Annotated in this window: 22 protein-coding genes; 11 read left to right on the top strand and 11 right to left on the bottom strand. The window is 37.9% G+C overall.

Annotated elements, in window-relative coordinates:
- Positions 1-72: 72 nt before the first annotated feature.
- A complete protein-coding gene (locus B5X53_RS13720) occupies positions 73-930 on the top strand; it encodes a cyanophycinase (RefSeq protein WP_079713826.1) in 858 nt (285 codons plus the stop codon).
- 2 nt (positions 931-932) lie between these two features.
- Here the strand turns inward: B5X53_RS13720 and B5X53_RS13715 are convergent, their stop codons facing one another.
- The gene (locus tag B5X53_RS13715) at positions 933-1,862 is read right to left on the bottom strand and encodes an isoaspartyl peptidase/L-asparaginase family protein (protein WP_079713784.1); all 930 of its coding nucleotides are present in this window, start codon (positions 1,860-1,862) and stop codon (positions 933-935) included.
- Between the two features lie 138 nt (positions 1,863-2,000).
- Between B5X53_RS13715 and polA the strand changes: the two genes are divergently transcribed.
- Positions 2,001-4,832, top strand: a complete 2,832-nt coding sequence (gene polA, locus B5X53_RS13710; RefSeq protein ID WP_079713783.1) for a DNA polymerase I — start codon at positions 2,001-2,003, stop codon at positions 4,830-4,832.
- A gap of 166 nt (positions 4,833-4,998) precedes the next feature.
- Here the strand turns inward: polA and B5X53_RS13705 are convergent, their stop codons facing one another.
- A complete protein-coding gene (locus tag B5X53_RS13705; protein WP_101023023.1) occupies positions 4,999-5,592 on the bottom strand; it encodes a hypothetical protein in 594 nt (197 codons plus the stop codon).
- Between the two features lie 342 nt (positions 5,593-5,934).
- Here B5X53_RS13705 and rplM point away from each other — a divergent pair, with 342 nt between their 5' ends.
- From rplM to B5X53_RS13665, 7 genes are all read left to right on the top strand, one after another.
- Complete coding sequence (gene rplM / locus B5X53_RS13700; RefSeq protein WP_079713781.1) at positions 5,935-6,390, top strand: 50S ribosomal protein L13; 456 nt, start codon at positions 5,935-5,937, stop codon at positions 6,388-6,390.
- Positions 6,390-6,776 (top strand): 30S ribosomal protein S9, encoded by a 387-nt coding sequence (rpsI, locus tag B5X53_RS13695; RefSeq protein WP_075325081.1) that lies wholly within the window; start codon positions 6,390-6,392, stop codon positions 6,774-6,776. The genes rplM and rpsI overlap by 1 nt, the downstream gene beginning before the upstream one ends.
- Positions 6,777-6,944: 168 nt before the next feature.
- Complete coding sequence (gene rpsB, locus B5X53_RS13690; protein ID WP_075325082.1) at positions 6,945-7,838, top strand: 30S ribosomal protein S2; 894 nt, start codon at positions 6,945-6,947, stop codon at positions 7,836-7,838.
- Positions 7,839-7,926: 88 nt separating this feature from the next.
- Positions 7,927-8,754: a translation elongation factor Ts gene (tsf, locus tag B5X53_RS13685; RefSeq protein WP_079713780.1), complete on the top strand. Its 828-nt coding sequence runs from the start codon at positions 7,927-7,929 to the stop codon at positions 8,752-8,754.
- A 116-nt stretch (positions 8,755-8,870) separates the two neighbouring features.
- Positions 8,871-9,593 (top strand): tRNA1(Val) (adenine(37)-N6)-methyltransferase, encoded by a 723-nt coding sequence (locus tag B5X53_RS13680; protein WP_079713779.1) that lies wholly within the window; start codon positions 8,871-8,873, stop codon positions 9,591-9,593.
- Between the two features lie 56 nt (positions 9,594-9,649).
- Positions 9,650-10,828 carry an acyl-CoA dehydrogenase family protein gene (locus B5X53_RS13675; RefSeq protein ID WP_079713778.1) on the top strand — a complete coding sequence of 393 codons (1,179 nt, stop codon included), beginning with the start codon at positions 9,650-9,652 and terminating at the stop codon, positions 10,826-10,828.
- 381 nt (positions 10,829-11,209) lie between these two features.
- Positions 11,210-12,019, top strand: a complete 810-nt coding sequence (locus B5X53_RS13665) for a DUF3050 domain-containing protein (RefSeq protein ID WP_079713777.1) — start codon at positions 11,210-11,212, stop codon at positions 12,017-12,019.
- A gap of 115 nt (positions 12,020-12,134) precedes the next feature.
- On the opposite strand, the gene B5X53_RS13660 is transcribed toward B5X53_RS13665, so the two are convergent.
- The 7 genes from B5X53_RS13660 to trmB form a co-directional block, all read right to left on the bottom strand.
- Positions 12,135-12,470 carry a 2Fe-2S iron-sulfur cluster-binding protein gene (locus tag B5X53_RS13660; RefSeq protein ID WP_075325088.1) on the bottom strand — a complete coding sequence of 112 codons (336 nt, stop codon included), beginning with the start codon at positions 12,468-12,470 and terminating at the stop codon, positions 12,135-12,137.
- Positions 12,471-12,609: 139 nt separating this feature from the next.
- Positions 12,610-13,671: an NAD(P)/FAD-dependent oxidoreductase gene (locus tag B5X53_RS13655; protein WP_079713776.1), complete on the bottom strand. Its 1,062-nt coding sequence runs from the start codon at positions 13,669-13,671 to the stop codon at positions 12,610-12,612.
- A gap of 32 nt (positions 13,672-13,703) precedes the next feature.
- On the bottom strand, positions 13,704-13,946 hold the full coding sequence (locus tag B5X53_RS13650) for a NifU family protein (RefSeq protein ID WP_075325090.1): 243 nt from the start codon (positions 13,944-13,946) through the stop codon (positions 13,704-13,706).
- Complete coding sequence (locus tag B5X53_RS13645; RefSeq protein WP_079713775.1) at positions 13,947-15,080, bottom strand: Mrp/NBP35 family ATP-binding protein; 1,134 nt, start codon at positions 15,078-15,080, stop codon at positions 13,947-13,949.
- A 198-nt stretch (positions 15,081-15,278) separates the two neighbouring features.
- Complete coding sequence (locus B5X53_RS13640) at positions 15,279-15,608, bottom strand: MGMT family protein (protein ID WP_079713774.1); 330 nt, start codon at positions 15,606-15,608, stop codon at positions 15,279-15,281.
- Positions 15,609-15,610: 2 nt separating this feature from the next.
- Complete coding sequence (locus B5X53_RS13635; RefSeq protein WP_079713773.1) at positions 15,611-16,234, bottom strand: LysE family translocator; 624 nt, start codon at positions 16,232-16,234, stop codon at positions 15,611-15,613.
- Between the two features lie 6 nt (positions 16,235-16,240).
- A complete protein-coding gene (gene trmB, locus B5X53_RS13630; RefSeq protein WP_079713772.1) occupies positions 16,241-16,915 on the bottom strand; it encodes a tRNA (guanosine(46)-N7)-methyltransferase TrmB in 675 nt (224 codons plus the stop codon).
- Positions 16,916-16,983: 68 nt separating this feature from the next.
- On the opposite strand from trmB, the gene B5X53_RS13625 reads away from it, so the two are divergent.
- Positions 16,984-18,042, top strand: a complete 1,059-nt coding sequence (locus tag B5X53_RS13625) for a glycosyltransferase (RefSeq protein WP_079713771.1) — start codon at positions 16,984-16,986, stop codon at positions 18,040-18,042.
- On the opposite strand, the gene B5X53_RS13620 is transcribed toward B5X53_RS13625, so the two are convergent.
- The gene (locus B5X53_RS13620; RefSeq protein WP_079713770.1) at positions 17,989-19,059 is read right to left on the bottom strand and encodes a sensor histidine kinase; all 1,071 of its coding nucleotides are present in this window, start codon (positions 19,057-19,059) and stop codon (positions 17,989-17,991) included. The two genes, B5X53_RS13625 and B5X53_RS13620, sit on opposite strands and share 54 nt — an antisense overlap.
- Positions 19,059-19,742 (bottom strand): response regulator transcription factor, encoded by a 684-nt coding sequence (locus B5X53_RS13615; protein WP_079713769.1) that lies wholly within the window; start codon positions 19,740-19,742, stop codon positions 19,059-19,061. The genes B5X53_RS13620 and B5X53_RS13615 overlap by 1 nt, the downstream gene beginning before the upstream one ends.
- Before the next feature lie 176 nt (positions 19,743-19,918).
- Between B5X53_RS13615 and B5X53_RS13610 the strand changes: the two genes are divergently transcribed.
- On the top strand, positions 19,919-22,720 hold the full coding sequence (locus tag B5X53_RS13610; RefSeq protein ID WP_159447907.1) for a TonB-dependent receptor: 2,802 nt from the start codon (positions 19,919-19,921) through the stop codon (positions 22,718-22,720).
- Positions 22,721-22,732 lie beyond the last annotated feature (12 nt).

Genomic DNA, 22,732 nt, shown 5'->3' with positions numbered 1-22,732 from the left:
CGCATTTAAATGTACGTAATATTTGACCCCCAACTTATATAAGTTACTTTTACGACTATTTATAAAATGAATATGATTAAAGGAACTTTAATACCCATTGGCGGAAATGAAGACAAAGGCTTTCATAGAGCCGACCGTTTTAGGTTGGATTATATTAGTCAGGGCATTCTTTCCCGGGTAGTTTATGAAAGTGGTGGAAATGGTGCGAATATTCTTGTAATTACTACCGCTTCAGGCATACCAGATGAAGTGGGACAAAGTTATATGGATGCATTTGAAAGATTAGGCTGCAATAATGTATCTCATCTCTATATAGATTCAAAAGAAGAAGCAAATTCAGAAGAAAATCTAAACTTGCTGAAGGATGCCGATTGCGTGATGTTTTCCGGTGGAAATCAATATAAAATAACCCGGAATATTAAAGGGACACTTTTTCACGATTTATTGGTAAAACGCTACTACGAAGAAGATTTTGTATTAGCCGGGACCAGCGCTGGTGCTATGTGTATGTCTAAAGAAATGATAACCGGCGGAAGCAGCAAAGAATCGTTTATTAAAGGCGCTATTAAGTTGCGCGAAGGCCTGAATCTTATTCCCGAACTCATTATTGACACCCACTTTATACAGCGTGGTCGTTTTGGAAGGTTGTCTGAAGCTGTTGCGCGATTTCCACAACTTATCGGTTTTGGTCTTGCTGAAGACACCGGAATTGTAATTAAAAACGGAAACGAATGTGATATTATAGGTTCTGGAATGGTAATTATTTTTGATCCCGGGAACCTGAAACATAACAATATCGCCCGGTTAAAAGACGGAACACCCCTAACGATGACTAACCTAATTACCCACGTGCTTTCAGATGGGGATAGTTATTATCTAAAAGAACGGAAAGTTAAAGTTATGGCTTCCTCCAAAAGTTTTATAGAATAATCTTACTTATAGATGTCTAATTTTTGAGTGCCGTGGGTATCTATACTCGCGCGGTACATTCCTTCAGTATTGAAAGGCGTAGTAATATTTCCTTTTGCATCAACAGCAATTAAACCGCCGTCTCCCCCAATGGATATAAGTCGCTTCTGAACAACTTCGTCGGCAGCATCTTTTAAGCTTAAGCCTTTATACTCCATAAGACAGGAAACATCGTAAGCAACCACCCCGCGAATAAAAAATTCGCCGGTGCCGGTGCAGGAAACCGCACAGGTATTGTTATTGGCATAAGTACCCGCGCCAATCATTGGGCTGTCCCCAATTCTTCCAAATTTTTTATTGGTCATTCCCCCGGTAGAAGTTGCTGCAGCCACATTACCTTCAAAATCACAGGCTACGGCACCCACCGTCCCGAATTTGGAATCTTTTTGCACATTATGATCTAACTGAAAATTATCAGAATCTTTAATTTCCTGCCATTGATTATACCTGAAATCATCATAAAAATAGTCTTCCGGTTCCAGTTTATAGCCTAATAAGTTAGCATATTCCATTGCACCTGTTCCCGCTAAAAAAACGTGCTCACTTTTTTGCATAATATTTTTTGCCAGCAAAATGGGATTTTTAATCCCGCTAATCAATGAAACTGCGCCGGCCTCAAGATTTTCACCGTTCATAATTGATGCATCCATTTCATGGCTGCCGGCGTTTGTAAAAACGCTTCCCTTTCCCGCGTTGAATAAAGGAGAATCTTCCAGGATTCTCACGGCTTCGGTAACCGCATCTACCGCATTCCCTTTATTTTCCAGGATTTTATAACCTGCATTAAGTGCGGTTTCCAAACTTTTTTTATAGGAAATTTCTTTGTCGGGCGTCATTATCCCTTTCAACAAAGTCCCCGCGCCACCGTGAATGGCTATTGCTATTTTTTTCAATATCTGTTTTATTAAGTCTTAAATCTTTTTTGCTAAAAAATAAGGTTTTTATAATCCCTTTTTAACTTCTGAAAATTACAACTTGCATTTTAAATGCAGCTATAAGTTTTGTAGTTTTATAGACTTTAAAAAACATAGATGGCAGCTCAAAAACGCTTATTTTTACTAGACGCTTACGCACTTATTTTTCGTGGTTATTACGCTTTTATTAAAAATCCCAGGATAAATTCTAAAGGTTTTGATACATCTGCAATAATGGGTTTTATGAACTCCCTTTTTGATGTTATTAGGCGGGAAAAACCAGATCACCTCGCGGTTTGTTTTGATAAAGAAGGCAGCCAGGTAAGAACCGAAATGTTCTCCGAATACAAAGCCAATAGAGATGCCACTCCAGAACCCATAATGCAGGCCATCCCTATTATCCAGGATATTTTAAATGCCATGCATATCCCTGTGGTGGTATTACCCGGTTGTGAAGCCGATGATATTATTGGCACCCTTGCCCAGCAAGCCGAAAAAGAGAATTATCAGGTATTTATGGTGACTCCCGATAAAGATTTTGCCCAGCTAGTAACCGAAAATATTTTTATGTACCGCCCGGCTAGAATGGGTAATGGAATAGAAATTTGGGGTATTCCCGAAGTTCAGAAGAAATTTGGGGTTGAACGTCCCGAGCAGGTGATAGATTTTCTTGGTATGATGGGCGACGCGGTAGATAATATACCCGGACTTCCCGGGGTTGGTGAAAAAACTGCTAAAAAGTTCCTGAAGCAATTTGGAAGTATGGAAGAATTACTGGCTAATACTGACCAGTTAAAGGGTAAAATGAAAGAGAAAGTTGAAAGTCACGCCGAACAGGGAATTCTTTCTAAAAAACTCGCAGCTATTCTTACCGATTGCGATGTAAGATTCCACGCTGAAGATTACGAACTTTCTCAACCAGATGCTGAAAAGGTCCAGGAGATTTTTGAAGAACTTGAATTTAGAAGGTTGAGAGATCAATTTATAAAACTATTTAGCGGTGAAGAAGACCAGCAACAAACCCAGGTTACCAATTCTCCTTCAGCTAAAAAAGTTTCAAAAACCGCCGGCGAAGGTCAGTTTTCTTTATTTGGCGGTGATAATTCAGAAAAAATTGAAGCCAGTACAGGGGGGAGAAAATCATTAAAAGATACTCCGCATGTATACCAGAGCCTGAATACCAAAATGGGCAGGGAATTGTTTCTTAAGAATTTAATGAAACAAACAAGCGTTTGTGTAGATACTGAAACTACGAGTTTAAACGCACTGGAAGCTGAACTTGTTGGGATCGCTTTTTCCTGGGAAACCGGAAAGGGTTTTTACCTGCCGTTTCCAGAAGAACGTGAAAATGCACAAGAACTTATTGAAGAATTAAGACCATTTTTTGAAGATGAAAAAATTGAAAAAATCGGTCAAAATCTTAAATATGATATTAAAGTATTAGCTAAATATAATATTGAAATAAAAGGAAGGCTTTTCGATACGATGATCGCCCATTACCTGATAAATCCGGATATGCGTCATAATATGGATGTGCTGGCCGAAACCTATTTAAATTACAGTCCGCAGCCTATTTCAGAATTAATTGGTAAAAAAGGAAAGAATCAAAAATCGATGTGGGATGTACCTTTGGAAGAGCAAACCGAATATGGCGTTGAAGATGCCGATGTCACCCTTCAGCTTAAAAAATTCTTTGAGCAGGAACTCAAAGAAGCAGAAACCCGAAAACTTTTTGATGAAATTGAAATTCCGCTTGTTCGAGTTTTAGCCGCAATGGAACTGGAAGGCATAAATTTAGACGAAAATTTCCTGAAATCCCTTTCTGATGCTTTGGACAGCGATATTAAAGAACTGGAACAAAGAATTTATAAAGAAGCCGGCGAAGAATTTAAAATTAGTTCTCCGAAACAACTGGGCCTTATTCTTTTTGAAAAAATGGCTCTGGTGAAGAAACCCAAAAAGACCAAGACCGGCCAGTATTCTACCAGTGAAGATGTGCTTTCGGTTTTAGTAAAAGAACACAAGATTGTAGAAGACGTCTTGATGTATCGTGCTTTGGTAAAATTGCAAAATACTTATGTAGATTCGTTGCCAAACCAGGTACAGAAGCCTACCGGAAGAATCCATACTGATTATGTGCAAACTATCGCCGCAACCGGAAGATTGAGTTCCAATAACCCGAACCTACAGAATATTCCGATTAGAACCGAGCGTGGCCGGCAGGTAAGAAAAGCTTTTATTCCGCGAGACGAAAATCATATTCTACTGGCTGCCGATTATTCTCAAATTGAACTAAGAATTATCGCGGCGCTAAGCGAGGAAGACAATATGATAAAAGCCTTTAAGGAAGGCAAGGATATTCACGCTTCTACTGCGGCACAGGTTTTTAATGTAAATATAGATGAAGTAACCCGCGAGCAAAGAAGCAACGCCAAAACCGTGAATTTTGGGATTATTTATGGTGTTTCAGCTTTTGGCTTGAGCAACCAAACCAATTTATCACGTTCTGAAGCAAAAGAACTTATAGAGACCTATTACAAAACCTATCCAAAACTCACCGGTTACATTGCAGATCAGGTGGCTTTTGCCAGGGAAAATGGCTATGTGCAAACGGTTTTAGGCAGAAGGCGTTATTTAAAAGATATTAATTCGCAAAATGCCGTAGTTAGAGGCGCTGCCGAAAGAAATGCGGTAAACGCGCCTATCCAGGGCAGCGCTGCCGATATAATTAAACTAGCAATGATCAATATTTACAGAAAATTGAATGAAGGAAAATTCAAAACCAAAATGTTGCTACAGGTACATGATGAATTGGTTTTTGATGCCCATAAAGATGAAGTGGAAGAAGTGAAGAAAATGATTCAATACGAAATGGAAAATGCCTACAAACTTGAAGTTCCTTTAGATGTCGAGCTAGGAGAAGGCAATAACTGGCTGGAAGCGCATTAGAAAGGAAAATGTAAAATTTTTACTACGTCATCCTGAACCTGCCCGTCCGGACAGGCGAGCTTGTTTCAGGATCTAAGATGTAAATTATCTAAATAATTGATAAAAAAACCTCGCAGACAAAGCTGCGAGGTTTTTCCATCTAACACTAAAAAGATTGGCTAGGTTGCTAATTTACTCTAGTGTATTCTAAAGATAATACGTCTACATTCTCAGCATCGGTCCCATCTGGGCTACCGTTTAAATATTGTTGAGATTCTAATTTGTTTATTTCAAAAGCAAATGTATTGGTTGTTCGGTCTAATATACGTTTATGCGTATAGGTTTCTCCGTTAATAGTCATGGTAATCACTAACCTTTCCTGGTCGTTTTCATTTTCAACATCCCAAAACCCGGTATCGGATCTGCCGGAAAGACATTGAAAATCATTATTATTTACCCCTGCTCTAAAATCCAGCCTGGAGTTGGTAGTGGTCATATCACCACCGGCGTAAAAAACAACACCCATATCTACAAAACAATCGGTTTCCAATAGAATATTAGAATTATATACACCATCGCTGTTAAGATCTACAACGGTATCGGTAATCATTGCAGAAAGTTTCCATTCTCCTTCAAGATCTTCGGGAGTGATAGTGGCCATTGCATTAGTTGCGGTAATTTCAGTTTCGGCTGCGTAATCTTCATTAGGCTCACAAGACACTAAAACAAGCATTAACCCGAACACTGCGTTAAGGTTTCTAAAAATAAGTAGGTTTTTCATAGCTAAATCAATTTGGGGAGACAAAGATATGACGCATTAGAAAATGTTTATGACTTTATTAACATAGTTATTGCCGTTTAACGTTACTTATGTGTATTTTACCGATTCAGTTTGGAACACCAAAGCAGGAATAAAGCTTCAATAGGGGAAATCGAAGAGAAAATTCTAATAAAAAAAGCTCAATCATAAAATTCTGATGTACAGCTATCTCCCTCAAAACAAATTAATTAATTTCGGATTTGCTATATGAATTTATAATTGTACATTTGCACCCCGATTTCCCGACATGATTCATGCTGGGAATGGGAATGGAATGTTTAATAATAAGTAAATTTAATTAGTGTGGACACATTAAGCTACAAAACAGTATCAGCCAACAAGGCTACCGTGACCAAAGAATGGGTACACGTAGATGCTGAAGGACAGACGTTGGGCCGCCTATCATCTAAAGTAGCCAAGCTACTAAGAGGTAAGCACAAACCTAACTTCACCCCGCACGTTGATTGTGGTGATAACGTAATTGTTACCAACGCAGACAAGATCAACTTAACCGGTAAGAAATGGGATTCGAAAGAATACATTCGTCACACCGGCTACCCGGGTGGACAAAAAAGTCTAACAGCCGCTGAATTATTCGAAAAGAATCCAGAGAGAATCATCGAAAAATCAGTAAAAGGAATGTTACCAAAGAACAAACTTGGAGCAGACCTATTTAGAAATTTAAAGGTTTATGCAGGAACAGATCACGATCACACTGCACAAAAACCTAAAACTATTAACTTAAACGATCTTAAGTAATGGAGGTTATTCACAAAATTGGCCGTAGAAAAACGGCGGTTGCACGTGTGTACGTTTCTGAAGGAAGCGGAAAATTCAGCGTGAACAAAAAAGACCTTAAAGACTACTTTACCACAGGTCCTTTACTTTATAAAGTAAACCAGGCCCTTAACCTAACCGGTAATGACGATAACTTCGACATTATTGCTAATGTTTACGGTGGTGGAATTACAGGACAGGCAGAAGCTATTCGTCTTGCACTTGCAAGAGCAATGGTAGAACTGGATGCAGAGAACAGAGCGGTGTTAAAGCCAGAAGGTTTAATGACCAGAGACCCAAGAATGGTAGAGCGTAAGAAATTTGGACAGAAGAAAGCCCGTAAGAAATTTCAGTTCTCTAAGCGTTAATTTTTATTGGAATCTATATTCCAAAGTTCATTTAATATTAAAAAGAATTTTGTTGTTATCCCAAATGCTATTGGGAGTTAGTTTAGCATCTAAACAGGTAAGGCCGTGTTTATAAAAAACAGCCACTTACTTGTTGCTATCTTCAACAGAAAGTAAACTATTACAAAAATGGCAAACAAAGTAGAAGTAAAAGAATTACTTGATGCAGGTGTACATTTTGGACACCTTACAAGAAGATGGAATCCAAATATGGCCCCATATATTTATATGGAGCGTAATGGGATTCACATCATCAACTTATATAAGAGTGCTGCTAAAATGCAGGAGGCAGGAGATGCCCTTGCAAAAATTGCAGCCAGCGGTAGAAAAATACTTTTTGTAGCTACCAAGAAACAGGCGAAAGAAATTGTAGCCGAACAAGCTGAAAAAGCTAACATGCCATACATTACCGAGCGCTGGCCCGGTGGTATGCTTACCAATTTTGTAACTATTCGTAGAGCTGTTAAAAAAATGGCCTCTATAGATAGAATGAAAAAAGATGGTACCTTTAATACACTTTCTAAAAAAGAACGCCTTCAGGTAGATCGTTTAAGAGCTAAATTAGAAAAGAACCTTGGTTCTATTTCTGATATGAGCAGACTTCCGGGAGCGCTTTTTGTAGTTGATATCACTCGTGAACACATTGCTATTAAAGAAGCTCAAAAATTAAACATTCCAATTTTCGCTATGGTAGATACAAACTCAGATCCTCGTGAGGTTGAGTACGTAATCCCATCTAATGACGATGCTTCAAAGTCTATCAACAAAGTGGTTTCTTATGTTGCAGATTCTATAGTAGAAGGTCTTTCTGAAAGAAAAGCTTCTAAAGATTCTAAAAAAGAGAAAGCAGAAAATGAAGAAAAAGAGCCAAAAGCACCAAAGGCTGCTGTAAAGCAACCAGAAGCTGAAGCTCCTTCTAAAGATGCCGAAGATAAAAAGGCAATGCAAGAAGCCAAGAAAGATGTAAAACTTGAGTCTAAGAAAGAAACCTTAGACAAAGCTTCATCTAACGAAGAAGAATAAAACAACATTTATAACATCCAAAAAAGTCGTTTAGTTTCTTTCCTAACAGTTGGTCTCTAAGCGACTTTTTTAAATAAAACACAATACTATGGCTAAAATAACCGCCGCAGAAGTAAACAAATTAAGAAAATCTACCGGTGCCGGTATGATGGATTGTAAAAAGGCCCTTGTTGAAGCAGATGGTGATTTTGATAAAGCTATTGAAGTACTTCGTAAAAAAGGTCAAAAAGTTGCTGCAAAAAGAGCCGATAGAGATTCTGCCGAAGGTGCTGCAATTGCTAAAGTGAATGATGATAACACTAAGGGTGTAATTATCTCTCTTAACTGCGAAACCGACTTTGTTGCGAAAAACGATGATTTCGTAAAAATGGCCAACAGCTTTGCAGATATCGCATTAACCGTTTCTTCAAAAGAAGAATTGCTTAAAGCAGATTATAACGGGATTTCGGTTGAAGATAAATTAACCGAGCAAACCGGTGTAATTGGTGAGAAAATAGAAATTGGTGCTTTTAAAACTTTAGAAGCTCCTTTTGTAGGTTCTTATATTCACGCAGGAAACAAAATTGCTGTAATCACTGGTCTTTCAAAGCAAACTGAAGGTGCTGAAGAAGCTGCTAAAAACGTTTCTATGCAGGCTGCCGCTATGAACCCAATCGCACTTAATGAAGAAGGTGTAGATCAGGAAACCATAGATAAAGAAGTTGAAATCGCTAAAGATACACTTCGCCAGGAAGGAAAACCTGAAGATATGTTAGACAAAATAGCAAAGGGAAAAATTCAGCGTTACTTTAAAGATAACACGTTGGTCAACCAGGCTTTTATTAAAGACGGAAAGCAAAGCGTTTCAGACTACGTAAAATCTGTAGATTCAGATCTTAAAGTTGTAGCTTTTGAAAGAGTTGCTTTAGGAGAATAATTAAAGTTTAAGATCATTTCCGCAGCCTGTGCTGAATTTATTTCAGTAAAGGCGGAAATCTCCAATAAATCCAAAACCGCTTCTCTAACCAGAAGCGGTTTTTTTAATTTTATCAAATGTCAGAAAAAGCATTTCAGTTTAAAGAATTCAAAATCGAACAGGATCGCTGCGCAATGAAAATTGGCACCGACGGGGTCCTACTCGGCGCATGGGCTTCCTTAGAATACCAACCAGACAGTATTCTAGACATTGGCACAGGAACCGGTTTAATTGCTTTGATGCTGGCGCAACGCTCTTCTGCCCTTCTTATAGATGCTCTGGAAATTGATGATGATGCTTACGAGCAGGCCGTAGATAATTTTGAACAAAGCAATTGGGGCGATCGTTTGTTTTGTTATCACGCTGCGTTTGATGAATTTGTTGAAGAAATGCAGGATGAGGAAAAATATGAACTCATAATTTCCAATCCGCCGTTTTATGCTGAAGATTATACTTCAGAAAGTGCAAGTAGAAATAAAGCCCGTTTCGCTGAAGCTTTACCTTTTTCAGAATTAGTAGAAGGCGTTTCAAAATTACTTCATTCAGAAGGAGAATTCAATACCATTATTCCATATAAAGAAGAAACAAATTTTATAGCGCTGGCAGAGGAATTTGGTCTTTTTCCGAAGAAAATTACCAGAGTTCGCGGGAATGAAACTTCAGAAATTAAAAGAAGTTTATTGAGTTTTAGCTTTAAAGAAATTAAGCAGGAAGAGAATGAACTTATTATTGAAATTTCACGGCATTTTTATACAGAAGACTACAAAATCCTTGTAAAAGACTTCTATCTTAAATTATAATCTTAAAATTGTTTGCTTTCAAAAGCTTGGTTACATTTGTGTAAAACACCGCACAAATGAGAACAGATAACTTCCAGGCTCCAGATTATTACAATATTGACGAGCTGCTTACCGATGAACATAAAATAGTTCGCGATGCCGCCCGGGAATGGGTAAAACGCGAAGTTTCCCCAATAATTGAAGACGCCGCACAAAAGGCAGAATTTCCAAAATCTATAATTGGCGGTTTAGCCGAAATTGGCGCTTTCGGACCATATATTCCGGAAAAATATGGTGGCGCCGGTCTGGATCAAATCTCCTACGGACTCATTATGCAGGAGATTGAGCGAGGCGACAGTGGCGTGCGTTCTACCGCTTCTGTACAAAGTTCGCTGGTAATGTATCCTATTTATAAATACGGAACAGAAGAACAGCGCAAAAAATACTTACCTAAATTGGCTTCCGGTGAATTTATGGGTTGTTTTGGGCTTACCGAACCAGATCACGGTTCCAATCCCAGCGGCATGACCACCAATTTTAAAGATAAAGGCGATCATTATTTATTGAATGGTGCTAAAATGTGGATCTCTAATGCACCTTTTGCCGATGTAGCCATTGTTTGGGCAAAAGATGAAAATGGACGAATCCACGGACTTATCGTTGAGCGCGGAATGGAAGGTTTTTCTACTCCAGAAACACATAACAAATGGTCACTTCGCGCCAGCGCCACCGGCGAACTTATTTTTGATAACGTAAAAGTCCCAAAAGAGAATTTAATGCCCAATAAAAGCGGACTTGGCGCTCCTTTAGGCTGTCTTGATTCCGCCCGCTACGGAATTGCCTGGGGAGCGATTGGCGCAGCAATGGACTGTTACGACACTGCTTTGCGATATGCAAAGGAACGGGTGCAGTTCGATAAACCCATAGCAGGAACCCAACTTCAGCAGAAAAAACTTGCTGAAATGATCACTGAAATCACCAAGGCGCAATTAATGGCGTGGAGACTGGGCGTACTTAGAAACGAAGGAAAAGCGACTTCAGCCCAAATTTCTATGGCTAAAAGAAATAATGTGGAAATGGCAATAAACATAGCCCGTGAAGCGCGTCAGGTTTTAGGCGGAATGGGAATTACAGGGGAATACAGCATTATGCGCCATATGATGAACCTGGAAAGTGTAATTACTTATGAAGGTACTCACGATATTCATCTTTTAATCACAGGAATGGATATTACCGGGATTCCAGCTTTTCAATAAAAAATGATTTTATAAAAGTGCTTTAAATTGTCATCCTGAACTTGATCTAGTTTCAAATTAACTTAGACCCTGAAATAAATTCAGGGTGACGTAAAAGTTGAGCTATAACAAGTCAAAACAAGGGCAGCGTTTACAGCGATTGCCCTTTTTATATTTTTCACAGCATTCTTTCTTAAGCGGTTTAGGTTTTTGGGCCACTACCCCATCTAATTGCAAATAATCTTTAGACTTATTTGAATAAAAAACGATGATATTATATGAATTTTTAAACTGAGTCGCCATATTTTGAATATAACTTAAAAACCTGAAATTTAGCGTTAATTCAATTTTAAATGAATGTTTAAATTTTAAAAATCCTAAGCAGAATCTTATTTTTGCAAAATGGGACACAAAAATAAAATAAACGAGGTAAATAAGGTCTTGCAGCCTAAAATAAACCAACTTTTAGAACATCCCTTATATCAAAAAATCAAGACTCCGGAGCATCTGCAAATTTTTATGGAGCACCACGTTTTTGCCGTATGGGATTTTATGTCTTTGCTTACCGCCTTACAGGAAAAACTAACAAAAACCACAAATCCGTGGGTGCCGGTTGGAAATCCCGAAACCCGGTATTTAATAAACGAAATTGTTTTGGCCGAAGAAACAGATGTGAATTATTTCGGAAAACATCAAAGTCATTTTGAAATGTACCTGGACGCGATGGAAAAAAGCGGAGCCGATACAGGCCGGATAAAAGACTTCTTACTCCAGGTCACACACGGCACTGATATATTTTTACTTATTGCGGCTACCAAACTTCCGCACAATATTAAAATTTTTATAAAGAATACTTTTGAAGTTATTACCGAAGGAAAATCTCATAAAATAGCATCGGCTTTCACCTTTGGCCGCGAAGGTTTAATCCCCGGAATGTTCACTTCAATTATTGAAAATGTACAGCAGAATTTCCCAAATGAAGATCTAAGCCTTTTTAAATACTATTTTGATCGACACATAGAATTGGATGCTGATGAGCACGGACCCATGGCTTTTAAAATGGTTGAAGAACTCTGCGGTGATAATGAGGCAAAATGGGAGGATGTAAAGCAAATTGCCGAAGAAGCCCTCGATGCAAGACTTATTTTATGGAAAGGCATAGAAGATGAAATCTTAGAAAATATTGATTCTCAAAACCTACAAACTATATAAAATGAGCGAAACATCACAGGTTTTGAAAACCTGTGAGATTCATTTGAAATTGCTTTAATTTCATCTCCTGTTAGAAGCTGAAATCAGTTCAGCTTGACGGTGATAATTCGAAAAATTAAGGTGCTTCAGGAGCAAGCTTTACTTCCAAACCATCCAATTCTTCAGTAATGGGAATCTGGCAGCTTAAGCGACTGTTATCTTCAACAAAAAATGCCTGATCCAGCATATCTTCCTCTTCAATACTTTGCTCGGGCAGCATATGCTCGAAATTGAGAATATAACACTGGCAGGAAGCACACATCGCCATTCCGCCGCAAATACCAATGGTGCCTTCGGCAGCAAGTTCGTAAGAGCGAACCACTTCCATAAGATTCATATTCATATCTGTTGGAGCGTCTACCACGTGGGCTTCCCCTTCCCTGTCTATAATGGTTATTTTAATATCAGACATAGCTTGCTTAAAAAAGGACTGTTTCAAAATTCGTCATTGGGAGGCACGAAGCAATCTGTTATTTTCAGTAATCATTTAGAGATTACTTCACTTCGTTCGTAATGACGCCTATAATTTACTTTACAGCCAATTCATTTTTTTAATTTATACTTTTTACAACTTCTTTTTTTGCTTCTTTCTTACTGCCGTCAAATCCACTAACACCACTTACGGTGGTATATTTCATTACATATTTCTTATCAGGGAAAATACGCTGGTAAGCGCTTTGGCACATAATCGCTGCTTCGTGGAAGCCACAAAGAATGAGCTTTAATTTGCCCGGATATGTATTTACATCGCCAATGGCGTAAACCCCGGGAATATTTGTTTGGTAATCGTAGGCATTATCAACCTTAATCGCGTTTTTTTCAATTTGCAGACCCCAATCTGCAATAGGTCCTAATTTAGGCGAAAGCCCGAACAATGGAATAAAATAATCGGTTTCTTTAATCTCCTTTTCTCTTGCTGAATCCTTATGAGTAATTACTACACTTTCCAGTCCTTCCTCTCCTTTAAGGTCGGTTACCTCAGCATTGGTAATAAGATTGATTTTTCCAATTTTTGAAAGCTCTTCAACTTTTTCCACAGAATCTAAAGCTCCGCGGAAATCATTTCTTCGGTGTACCAGGGAAACCTCTGAAGCAACATCGGCTAAATAAATAGCCCAATCTAATGCTGAATCCCCTCCGCCGGCAATCACAACTTTTTTATCGCGATAATCTTCCGGTTCCCGAATAATATAAGCAACCCCTTTATCTTCAAAATCGGTTATATTAGCAATAGGTGGTTTTCTTGGTTCAAAACTTCCCAGTCCGCCAGCAATTACTACCACCGGTGCGTGATGTTTTGTTCCTTTATTAGTAGTCACGATAAAGCTACCATCTTCCTGTTTATCTATAGTCTGCGCTCTTTCACCAAGGGTAAACCCCGGTTCAAAAGGTTTTATTTGTTCCATTAGATTGGTCACGAGGTCACCAGCCAGTACTTCTGGAAAGCCAGGGATGTCATAAATAGGCTTTTTAGGATAAATTTCGGAACACTGCCCGCCGGGTTGTGGGAGCGCATCTATTAAATGACATTTTAACTTTAATAATCCTGCTTCAAAAACCGCAAAAAGGCCCGATGGCCCTGCGCCAATTATAAGTATATCGGTTTTAATCATTCTACTGATAAATTTGGTGGTAAGCCAGGTGCTTACCTTTGAATATTGATCACACTTTCTATTTGCGGCACATACTTTTTAATGGTCATCTCTACCCCAGATTTTAGCGTCATCTGGTTTACTGTGCAATCTACACATGCGCCTTCCAGACGAACCTTAACCAGGCGATCGTTTTCAATAGCGATCAGGGAAATATTACCCCCGTCACTTTCCAAAAAAGGTCGGATTTCGGCCAGGGCCTTTTCTACATTTAATTTAACTTCTTCGCTCGTCATTTATTTTTTATTAACTGCACTGCATCCTGCCATTGTAGTGATCTTAATCGCTTCAGTTGGAGGCAGACTTTTGTTTCTATTCACTGTTTCCTGAACCATCCCACGGGTAATTTCTTGAAAAGCTGTTTCCAGTGGTGTAGACTCCTGCATAGCAGCAGGTCGGCCAATATCTCCAGATTCTCTTAAACTTTGTACCAGGGGAATTTCGCCTAAAAAGGGGGTCTCAATATCTTTTGCAAGGTTTTTAGCACCTTCTCTTCCAAAGATATAATATTTGTTTTCAGGAAGTTCCTCGGGAGTAAAATATGCCATATTCTCTATTATTCCTAATACCGGAACATTGATACTTTCCTGGCGGAACATCGCCACACCCTTCTTAGCATCGGCTAATGCCACGTTTTGTGGAGTACTTACAATCACAGCTCCTGTTACAGGAAGTGATTGCATAATTGAAAGATGAATATCTCCCGTACCCGGTGGTAGATCCACTAAAAGAAAATCTAATTCGCCCCAGGCCGCATCAAAAATCATTTGATTTAATGCTTTTGAAGCCATTGGTCCACGCCATATCACTGCCTGGTTTGGTTGGGTAAAGAATCCGATTGAAAGAATTTTTACTCCGTAGTTTTCTACAGGTTTCATCTTAGATTTTCCATCAACATTTACCGATAGCGGTCTGGAAGCTTCCACATCAAACATCATTGGAATGGAAGGCCCATAAATATCTGCATCTAAAATTCCTACTTTAAAGCCCATTTTAGATAAAGTTACCGCGAGATTAGCGGTTACTGTAGATTTACCTACGCCTCCTTTTCCGGAAGCCACGGCTATAACATTGGAAATTCCGGGAAGAGCTTTCCCTTTTATTTCTGGTTTTTTATCGGTAGACTCTACTTTAATATTTACTTTAACCTTGGCTTTTTGTTCTACATGTTCGTGAATAGCTTTCATCACATCTACTTCTGCCCGTTTTTTAATATGTAAAGCAGGAGTTTGTAAAACAAGGTCTACAACCACCTCATCACCAAAAGTCATTACGTTTTGAACAGCACCGCTTTCTACCATATTTTTGCCTTCTCCGGCTACAGAAATAGTTTCAAGCGATTTTAATATTTCTTTTCTGTCTAACTTCATTTAAAACATTTTTATAATCCCGAAAATTTCAGGACAATTTTAAGCTGAAATAGCGGATTTTAATTAAAAACGTACCAGCTTATATAGATTCATTCTAAACGCAAATATAGGGGGAAAAGCTAAGAAAACGAAGTATTTACCCATAATTGATCTATGCAATAATAAAGCACGATTATAGTAAAACTTCAGAAGAAAAATTTATTTAAAATCTTCCTGCGGATCCCAAAAATGCTTTTTAAAATCCTGAACTTTATTATCTTTTACCGTAATTCCTTCAGAAGCTAGCATTTGCTGCATCGCGCTGTGATCTCCAAAATGACTTTTTCCCGTTAGTAAACCATTTCTATTTACCACCCGGTGTGCAGGTACATCGTCCAGATTTTTAGCCGAATTCATTGCATAACCCACCATTCTTGCACTTTTTGCGGCACCTACGCTTCTGGCAATAGCGCCGTAAGAAGTAACTTTTCCTTTTGGAATTTGTCTTACTACTTCGTAAACCCTTTCAAAAAAATTCTTTTCTTCCACGATTACGAATAATAGATTCTTAAAATAGTTACGATAACCAATACCAGCATTAGGGCGGCCATAAAGTAATTTGAATACCTGGAGAAAGCTTCGGCTTGTTTTTCAATTCTAATAAAAGACAGTACGTAAAGATAAAGCGTGGTGAAGCTTCCCATAGAAGCAGCCAGAATAAAAGTTACAATTCGAGACCAATCGTAAGAATCTCCTACACCAACGTTTAGAGCTCCTGCAATTGCAACAAAATAAGGAATAGGAAAAATATTTAAAGCCGCGATAAGCATTCCTTTAAAAATACTATTGGAATTAGCTTTACGAGATTGGTGTTCTATACCACCACGTTTTTTTGCCTGGATAAAAAAGTAAACCGCGAGCAAAATAAAAATTACAAGCCCTGCACGCAGTAATATATTTTGAACAAATTCATTTCCAAAAATATACTTGGAAAGCAAAACAGCAAGTGTGGCCTGGATAATCACCACAATTGTAGCACCTATCGCAACGTAAAGGCCGTTTTTCTTTCCTTTTTCTACACAGGTTTTGGCAACTGTCATGTTCACCAAACCAGGAGGAATCACCCCAAGTAAGGCCGCGAAATAAGTAATTAGAAAAAGTTTTGTTTCTTCCAAAGAGACCTATTTTATCCTAAACTGAATGTAAGTTATAGGTTTTCCCTGATCAAGATACTGTTTTTCGTAGAAAGTTTGAATTTCCCTAACTGCTTTAGGGGAATATTCATTTTTATAAATATCGTGATGTGCGTAAAGAATTTCGTGACCTTCGCCGTGAAGCAGGCCAAGCGTGTAACCGTGCATAAATTCGCTATCGGTTTTAAGATTTACCAGACCTTCAGGTTTTAAAATAAGCTTGTATTTTTGAAGAAATTCGGCATTGGTCAATCGGTGCTTGGTGCGCTTATATTTAATTTGAGGATCGGGAAAAGTGATCCAGATTTCATCGACTTCATTTTCCGCAAAAACGCGATCTATTAATTCAATTTGAGTTCTTAAAAAAGCAACATTTTTAAGCTTGTCTTCTATTGCAGTCTTTGCACCCCTCCAAAAACGAGCTCCTTTAATATCTATGCCAATAAAATTCTTCTCTGAATCTTGTTTTGAAAGTCCAATGGTATATTCTCCTTTTCCGCAGCCTAATTCCAGCACGATAGGATTATCATTTTTAAAAAACTCTTGATTCCATTTTCCTTTTAAAGGAAACTGATTTTTCTCCAGCTCTTCCCGGGAGGGTTGTATCACATTTTCAAATGCTTCGTTCTCCCTGAATCGTCTTAATTTATTCTTACTTCCCACGCCTTAATTTAATATTTTGGTAAAATTAAAGAAAATAGCGCACAGCCCCTTAATATTATATTTGATAAATGCAGAAGAAAAGAATTTTAGTAGCGGTTTTAAATTGGGGACTTGGCCACGCTACACGATGCATCCCCATTATTAAAGAATTGCAACAATATGATTTTGAAGTTTTTATCGCTTCAGATGGTGCCGCACTGGAATTGCTTAAAAAGGAATTTCCGGATATTAAATGTTTGGAACTTCCTTCGTACAATATCACCTACACTAAATCTCCCAGATTACTTAAATGGAAAATATTTGCTGAAAGTCCGCGCTTGCTTAAAATAATTCAGCAGGAAAGGAAGGTAACGAGAAGTCTGGTTGAAAAATATGAACTGAACGGAATAATTTCAGACAACCGGCCCGGCTGCAGGCATAAGCATATAAAATGTGCTTTTATCACGCATCAGTTTAGTGTTTTAAGCGGAAACACTACTTATTTAAGCAGCAAATTACACCAAAAATACATTTCGAAATTTGATAAATGCTGGATTCCCGATGCTCCCGGAAATAAAAATTTAAGTGGAATTATGGGACATTTAAAAGAAATGCCCAAAAACGTAAAATACATCGGCCCGCTTAGTCGGTTTACTAAATCACTTCAGCAAAGAAAGTATGATTATGCCGTGATCTTATCGGGCCCTGAACCGCAGCGGACGATGCTGGAAGGAAAATTACTGGCTGCTTTTCAAAATTCAGATAAAAAAATTGTTTTTATAAGGGGAATTATGACCGGGGAAAATATTTCTTCTCCAAATAAAAACCTGGAAATTATAAACTATCTAACTTCTAAAGAACTTGAGGTGGTAATTCCTAGCAGTGAAATTATTATATGCCGCTCGGGTTATACCAGTATCATGGATTTGGCTAAACTGGAGAAAAAAGTATTTTTTATTCCTACTCCCGGCCAATTTGAGCAGGAATATTTAGCTGAACGTTTTATGAAATTAGGCATTGCGCCTTTTTGCAAACAGGATGATTTTGAAATTTTAAAATTAGATCTGCTAGAAGATTTTTCAGGATTTCAGGATCTAAATTTCAGTGTTGATTTCAGGGAGATCTTTGCTCTTTTCCAGGGTAAATGAAAATTCACTTCCCACACCAAAAACACTTTCTACATATATTTTCTCATTATGAGCTTCAATAATATGTTTTACAATAGAAAGGCCCAGGCCTGAACCACCTTCTTTCCGGGAACCACTTTTATCTACACGGTAAAAACGTTCAAAAACGCGGGGTAGGTTTTCTTTTTCTATTCCCTCACCATTATCGGTTACCCGAACAATTACCTTATTTTTAATCAGGTTTTCTATGCTAACTTCAGTGGTACCGTCTTCCTTTCCATATTTAATAGAATTCACGATTAAATTGGTCAGGACCTGCTGGATTCTGTCCCTATCGGCATTTACCCAAATAGGCTCTTCATATTCAATATCAAAAGTTAAGGTGATATTCTTTTTTGCCGCTTTCATCTCTAAAAGATCAAACGAGCCCTGCACCAATTCAACAATATTAAAATCTTCCTCTTCAAGATGAAGATCCCCGGCTTCGAGTTTAGTAATCATATCTAAATCGCGCACAATGTAAATAAGTCGTTCCACTCCTTTACTGGCACGTTGCAGGTATTTTTTACGGACAGCTTTATCTTTCATCGCTCCATCCAGAAGTGTTAAAATATATCCCTGCACGGTAAAAAGCGGCGTTTTTAATTCATGGGAAACATTTCCCATAAATTCCTTTCTATAGGCTTCTCTAACCTTAAGGGTTTCTATTTCGAGTTTTTTGTCTTTGGTGAATTTTTCAACTTCCCGCGTTAGCGTAGCCATATCTGTAGTAACCTGGCTGGGCTGTAAAGTGGTAGAATCTAAAAGCGAGACATTATCGTAGATCTTTTTAATTCGTTTATAGATAAAATGTTCTACCCTGTATTGAATAATAAAAAAACAGACCAAATAAGTTATAAAAATAAAAGCAAAAAACGGCCCGGTTAGAAATCCGCTGGTAAAATAGGCAAAACCTGCCAGCACCACACTCAAAAAAAGTGTGATATAAAGTGAAGTCTTTATTGCGAATTTATATGAGCGCTTAAACTTTTTTGCCATTAAACAACAAACTTGTAGCCTACGCCTTTTACGGTTTTAAAACATTCGTCTCCAATTTTTTCCCGAAGTTTTCTAATATGAACATCTATGGTTCGTCCACCAACAATAACCTCAGCACCCCATACCTTGTCTAAAATATCTTCCCTTTTAAATACTTTCCCCGGTTTTGATGCTAATAAAGAAAGTAATTCGAATTCTTTTCGGGGTAAAATAATTTCTTCGCCACCTTTAATCACTTTATACTCATCGCGATTAATAATAAGGTCTTTAATTTTCACCACATTAGAAGAGGCGGTATCATCTTTAAATCTTCTAAGCAAAGCTTTTACTTTACTTACCAGCACTTTAGGTTTAATTGGTTTAGTGATATAATCATCGGCTCCAGCATCAAACCCGGCCATTTGAGAATAATCTTCTCCCCGTGCGGTAAGAAAAGTAATAATGGTTTCTTCCAGCTCTGGCAGCTTTCTAATTTGTGCACAGGCTTCAATCCCATCCATTTCAGGCATCATTACATCCAGGATAATAAGCTGCGGTTTCTTCTTTTTGGCAAGTTTTACAGCATCAGCGCCATTATCTGTAGTAATTACCTGGTATCCTTCTGCTGTAAGATTATATCCCACGATTTCCAGGATATCCGGTTCATCGTCTACCAGTAAGATTTTAATGTCCTTTTTTTTCATTTTGGTTTAGTTGATTTGGTATAATGTGAGGTAAAAGTAACCATAAATTTGAACTTACGTAAGCTCTACTCCTTTGGTAACCTTAAGCTAACATTATAATCATAAACACATAATTTCAGCTTAACAAAGGCTTTACAATGCTGCCGTTAATTTGCGCCAGAGAACTAAACACAACAATGAAGAAGTATTTATCTATCCTGAGCTTACTTATTTTAAGTGTAGCTATGCAAGCGCAAAGTGATACAACCGGTAGTATTGCCGGAAAATTATCTGACAATGAAGTGGAGGGACAACCCCTTCCTTTTGCGAATGTAATTATTAAAGAAACTAATAAAGGAACCACTTCAGATTTTGACGGGCTATACTCCTTGAAAAATATTGAACCTGGCACGTACACGGTAGAATTTAGTTTTATAGGTTACGAAACATTGCAAATTCCAAATGTTGAAGTTGTTTCAGGGAAAGTTACCGAAATTAACACGGGATTAGGAGCCAGTGCAGCTGCTTTGGATGAAGTTGTTATTTCTACTGTTTCAAGAAAAGATTCTGAAGTCGCCTTATTGCTTGAACAGAAAAACGCAATCCAGATCCAGCAATCAATTGGGGCGGAAGAACTTTCAAGAAAAGCAGTTACGAATGTAGAACAAGGAGTTTCTAAAGTATCAGGAATTACTATGGTTCAGGACAGAGGTATTTTTGTTCGTGGTCTTGATGACCGCTACAACTACCTTATGATTAACGGCCTGCCAGTAGCTTCCTCAGATCCGGATTTTAAGATAATTCCTTTAAGTTATATTTCCACGAATATTGTAAGTTCAGTAGATGTTTTAAAGACTTTCTCCCCATCGCTTTATAGTGATTTCGCAGGAGCTACTTTTAAAATAAACACCCCTCCTGCGCCGGCAAAACCTACCACAACTATAAACTTTGGATTTAACTACAATACCAATACTACTTTCAAAGATTTTCTTACTGATAATTCTGGAGATTCCGAGTTTTTAGGATACACTGGAGCTGGAAGAAGTCTACCCGCCGAATTGGATATCAATAGCCTTAGTTTAAGCGCGAGTCCCGAAGAATCGGCCGGCCTATTTAATACTTCCTGGACACCGGAAAGTAAAAATGCTCCCCTTGATACCCGATTTGGAATTTCTCATGGACAACGCTTATTTGCTAACGATCGTGAAAACCTTGGTTTTGTTTTTAGTATGAACTACAGGAATTTTCATCGTAAACAAAATGGAGTTGAGCGTACATTAAACTCTGAAGGTACAGCGGGTCAGAATTTTACTTCTACTAATTATAATTTTAGCACGCAAAAATCAGCTTTATTAAGTCTGGACTATACCCGTTTTAATAAATTAAACTTAAGTTTTAATACTATTTATCTACAAAATTCTTCAAACTTTATAAGAGAAGCCTACGGAAGAAATGACGGGTTCACACAGTTAAACAATCGTGATTTCTTTATAAGAGACATGAGGTATACCGAAAACGATCAACTTACCCTCCAACTTACCGGAAATCTTGAATTTGAGGAAAAGAAACACCAAATACATTTTGGAGCATCTGCCGGTTTAGGCAATAATGAAGTTCCAGACAGGCGTGTACTAAGAGCTGCAGGGGTTGGAGAGGATGCAAATTATATTACCACCAATGGCATTAACCCGTTCAAATTCTACCAGAGCCTAGAGAATATGAATGTAAATTCCCGCCTGGAATATGAGTTAGGATTTGATCAAAATGAAGAAGGAGATTATAACACCGTCTTCAAAATTGGCCACAATCTAGACCATATTGAATATCAATTTTACAACAGATTTATTACCGCCCAGGTAAATAGAAATAACTTACCCAACCTCAACACGAATAACCCGCAAGACTTCTTTAATCAGGGATTTAACGAAGGATTTTTAAGTTACAATAGTACTTTTGATCCTACTGCGGCAAGTAAAATTGATCAAACTATAAATGCCGGATATCTTACCTTCTTTAGAAAATGGGATAGAATAATATTAGAAGCAGGCTTAAGAGCAGAACACGCATTAAGAGAAATTATTTTCAGGGAGCCTTTAGATAGACCACAAACTCCATATCAAAAATTAGCTTACGAACCATTTGATTTTAATCCTTCTATTAACTTAAGGTATGAATTAAATGAAAATTCTAATTTAAGATTTACTTCTTCCATAACAAATACACGCCCAAGGTTAAGGGAGATTTTACCTACTGTTTATCAGAATGGAGATGGTAACCAAGTAATTGGTAACCCCGATTTATTAAACTCTACTAACTACAACCTTGACATTAAATATGAAATATTCCCTACTAGCTCAGAGCTTTTTGCTATAACCGCTTTTGGAAAATATCTTGAAGATCCAATCGAAAGATTGGCAAGGTCTACATCTGTAGGTTACCGAACTTTCTTCGACAATTTTGAGGAAGCATATTTATATGGTTTAGAAATGGAAGCCAGGGTTAATCTAGGAAACATTACAAAGGCTGAAAGTCTTGATGATTTAAGCTTTGGCTTCAATGGTATCCTAATGAACTCTGTTGCCACGGCAGACGCTAATAACCCAAGATTCGCAGTAGTTACCAATAAAGAGCGCCAGCTACAGGGGGCTTCAAATTGGGGATTAAATGCCGACTTAGGCTATGAGCTTATTGACACCGAAAAAACCGAATCTCAAATTAATCTCATTTTTAATACCTACGGAAAAAGGATTTATGCAGTAGGTGTTGAAGGTGCCGATGAAATCTACGAAAAACCAATGAACCAACTGGATCTGTCCTGGAACACAGAATTTAACGATCATATTGGGGTGAAATTAACCGTAAGAAATATACTTAACGAAGAAACTTTATTCACTCAAGATCCAACTCAAGAAGTTCGTTTCCCAGACAGGTTTAGCAATGTTGTAGAAAGCTTTGACCTGGGAACCACTTTTGGAGTTAACGTAACGTATAAATTTTAACTATAAATATTT

Source organism: Salegentibacter salinarum, assembly GCF_900168115.1.
GTDB classification, from domain to species: Bacteria; Bacteroidota; Bacteroidia; order Flavobacteriales; family Flavobacteriaceae; genus Salegentibacter; species Salegentibacter salinarum.
The sequence above is the reverse complement of the archived record's forward strand: the minus strand, read 5'-3'. Positions and strand labels throughout refer to the sequence as shown.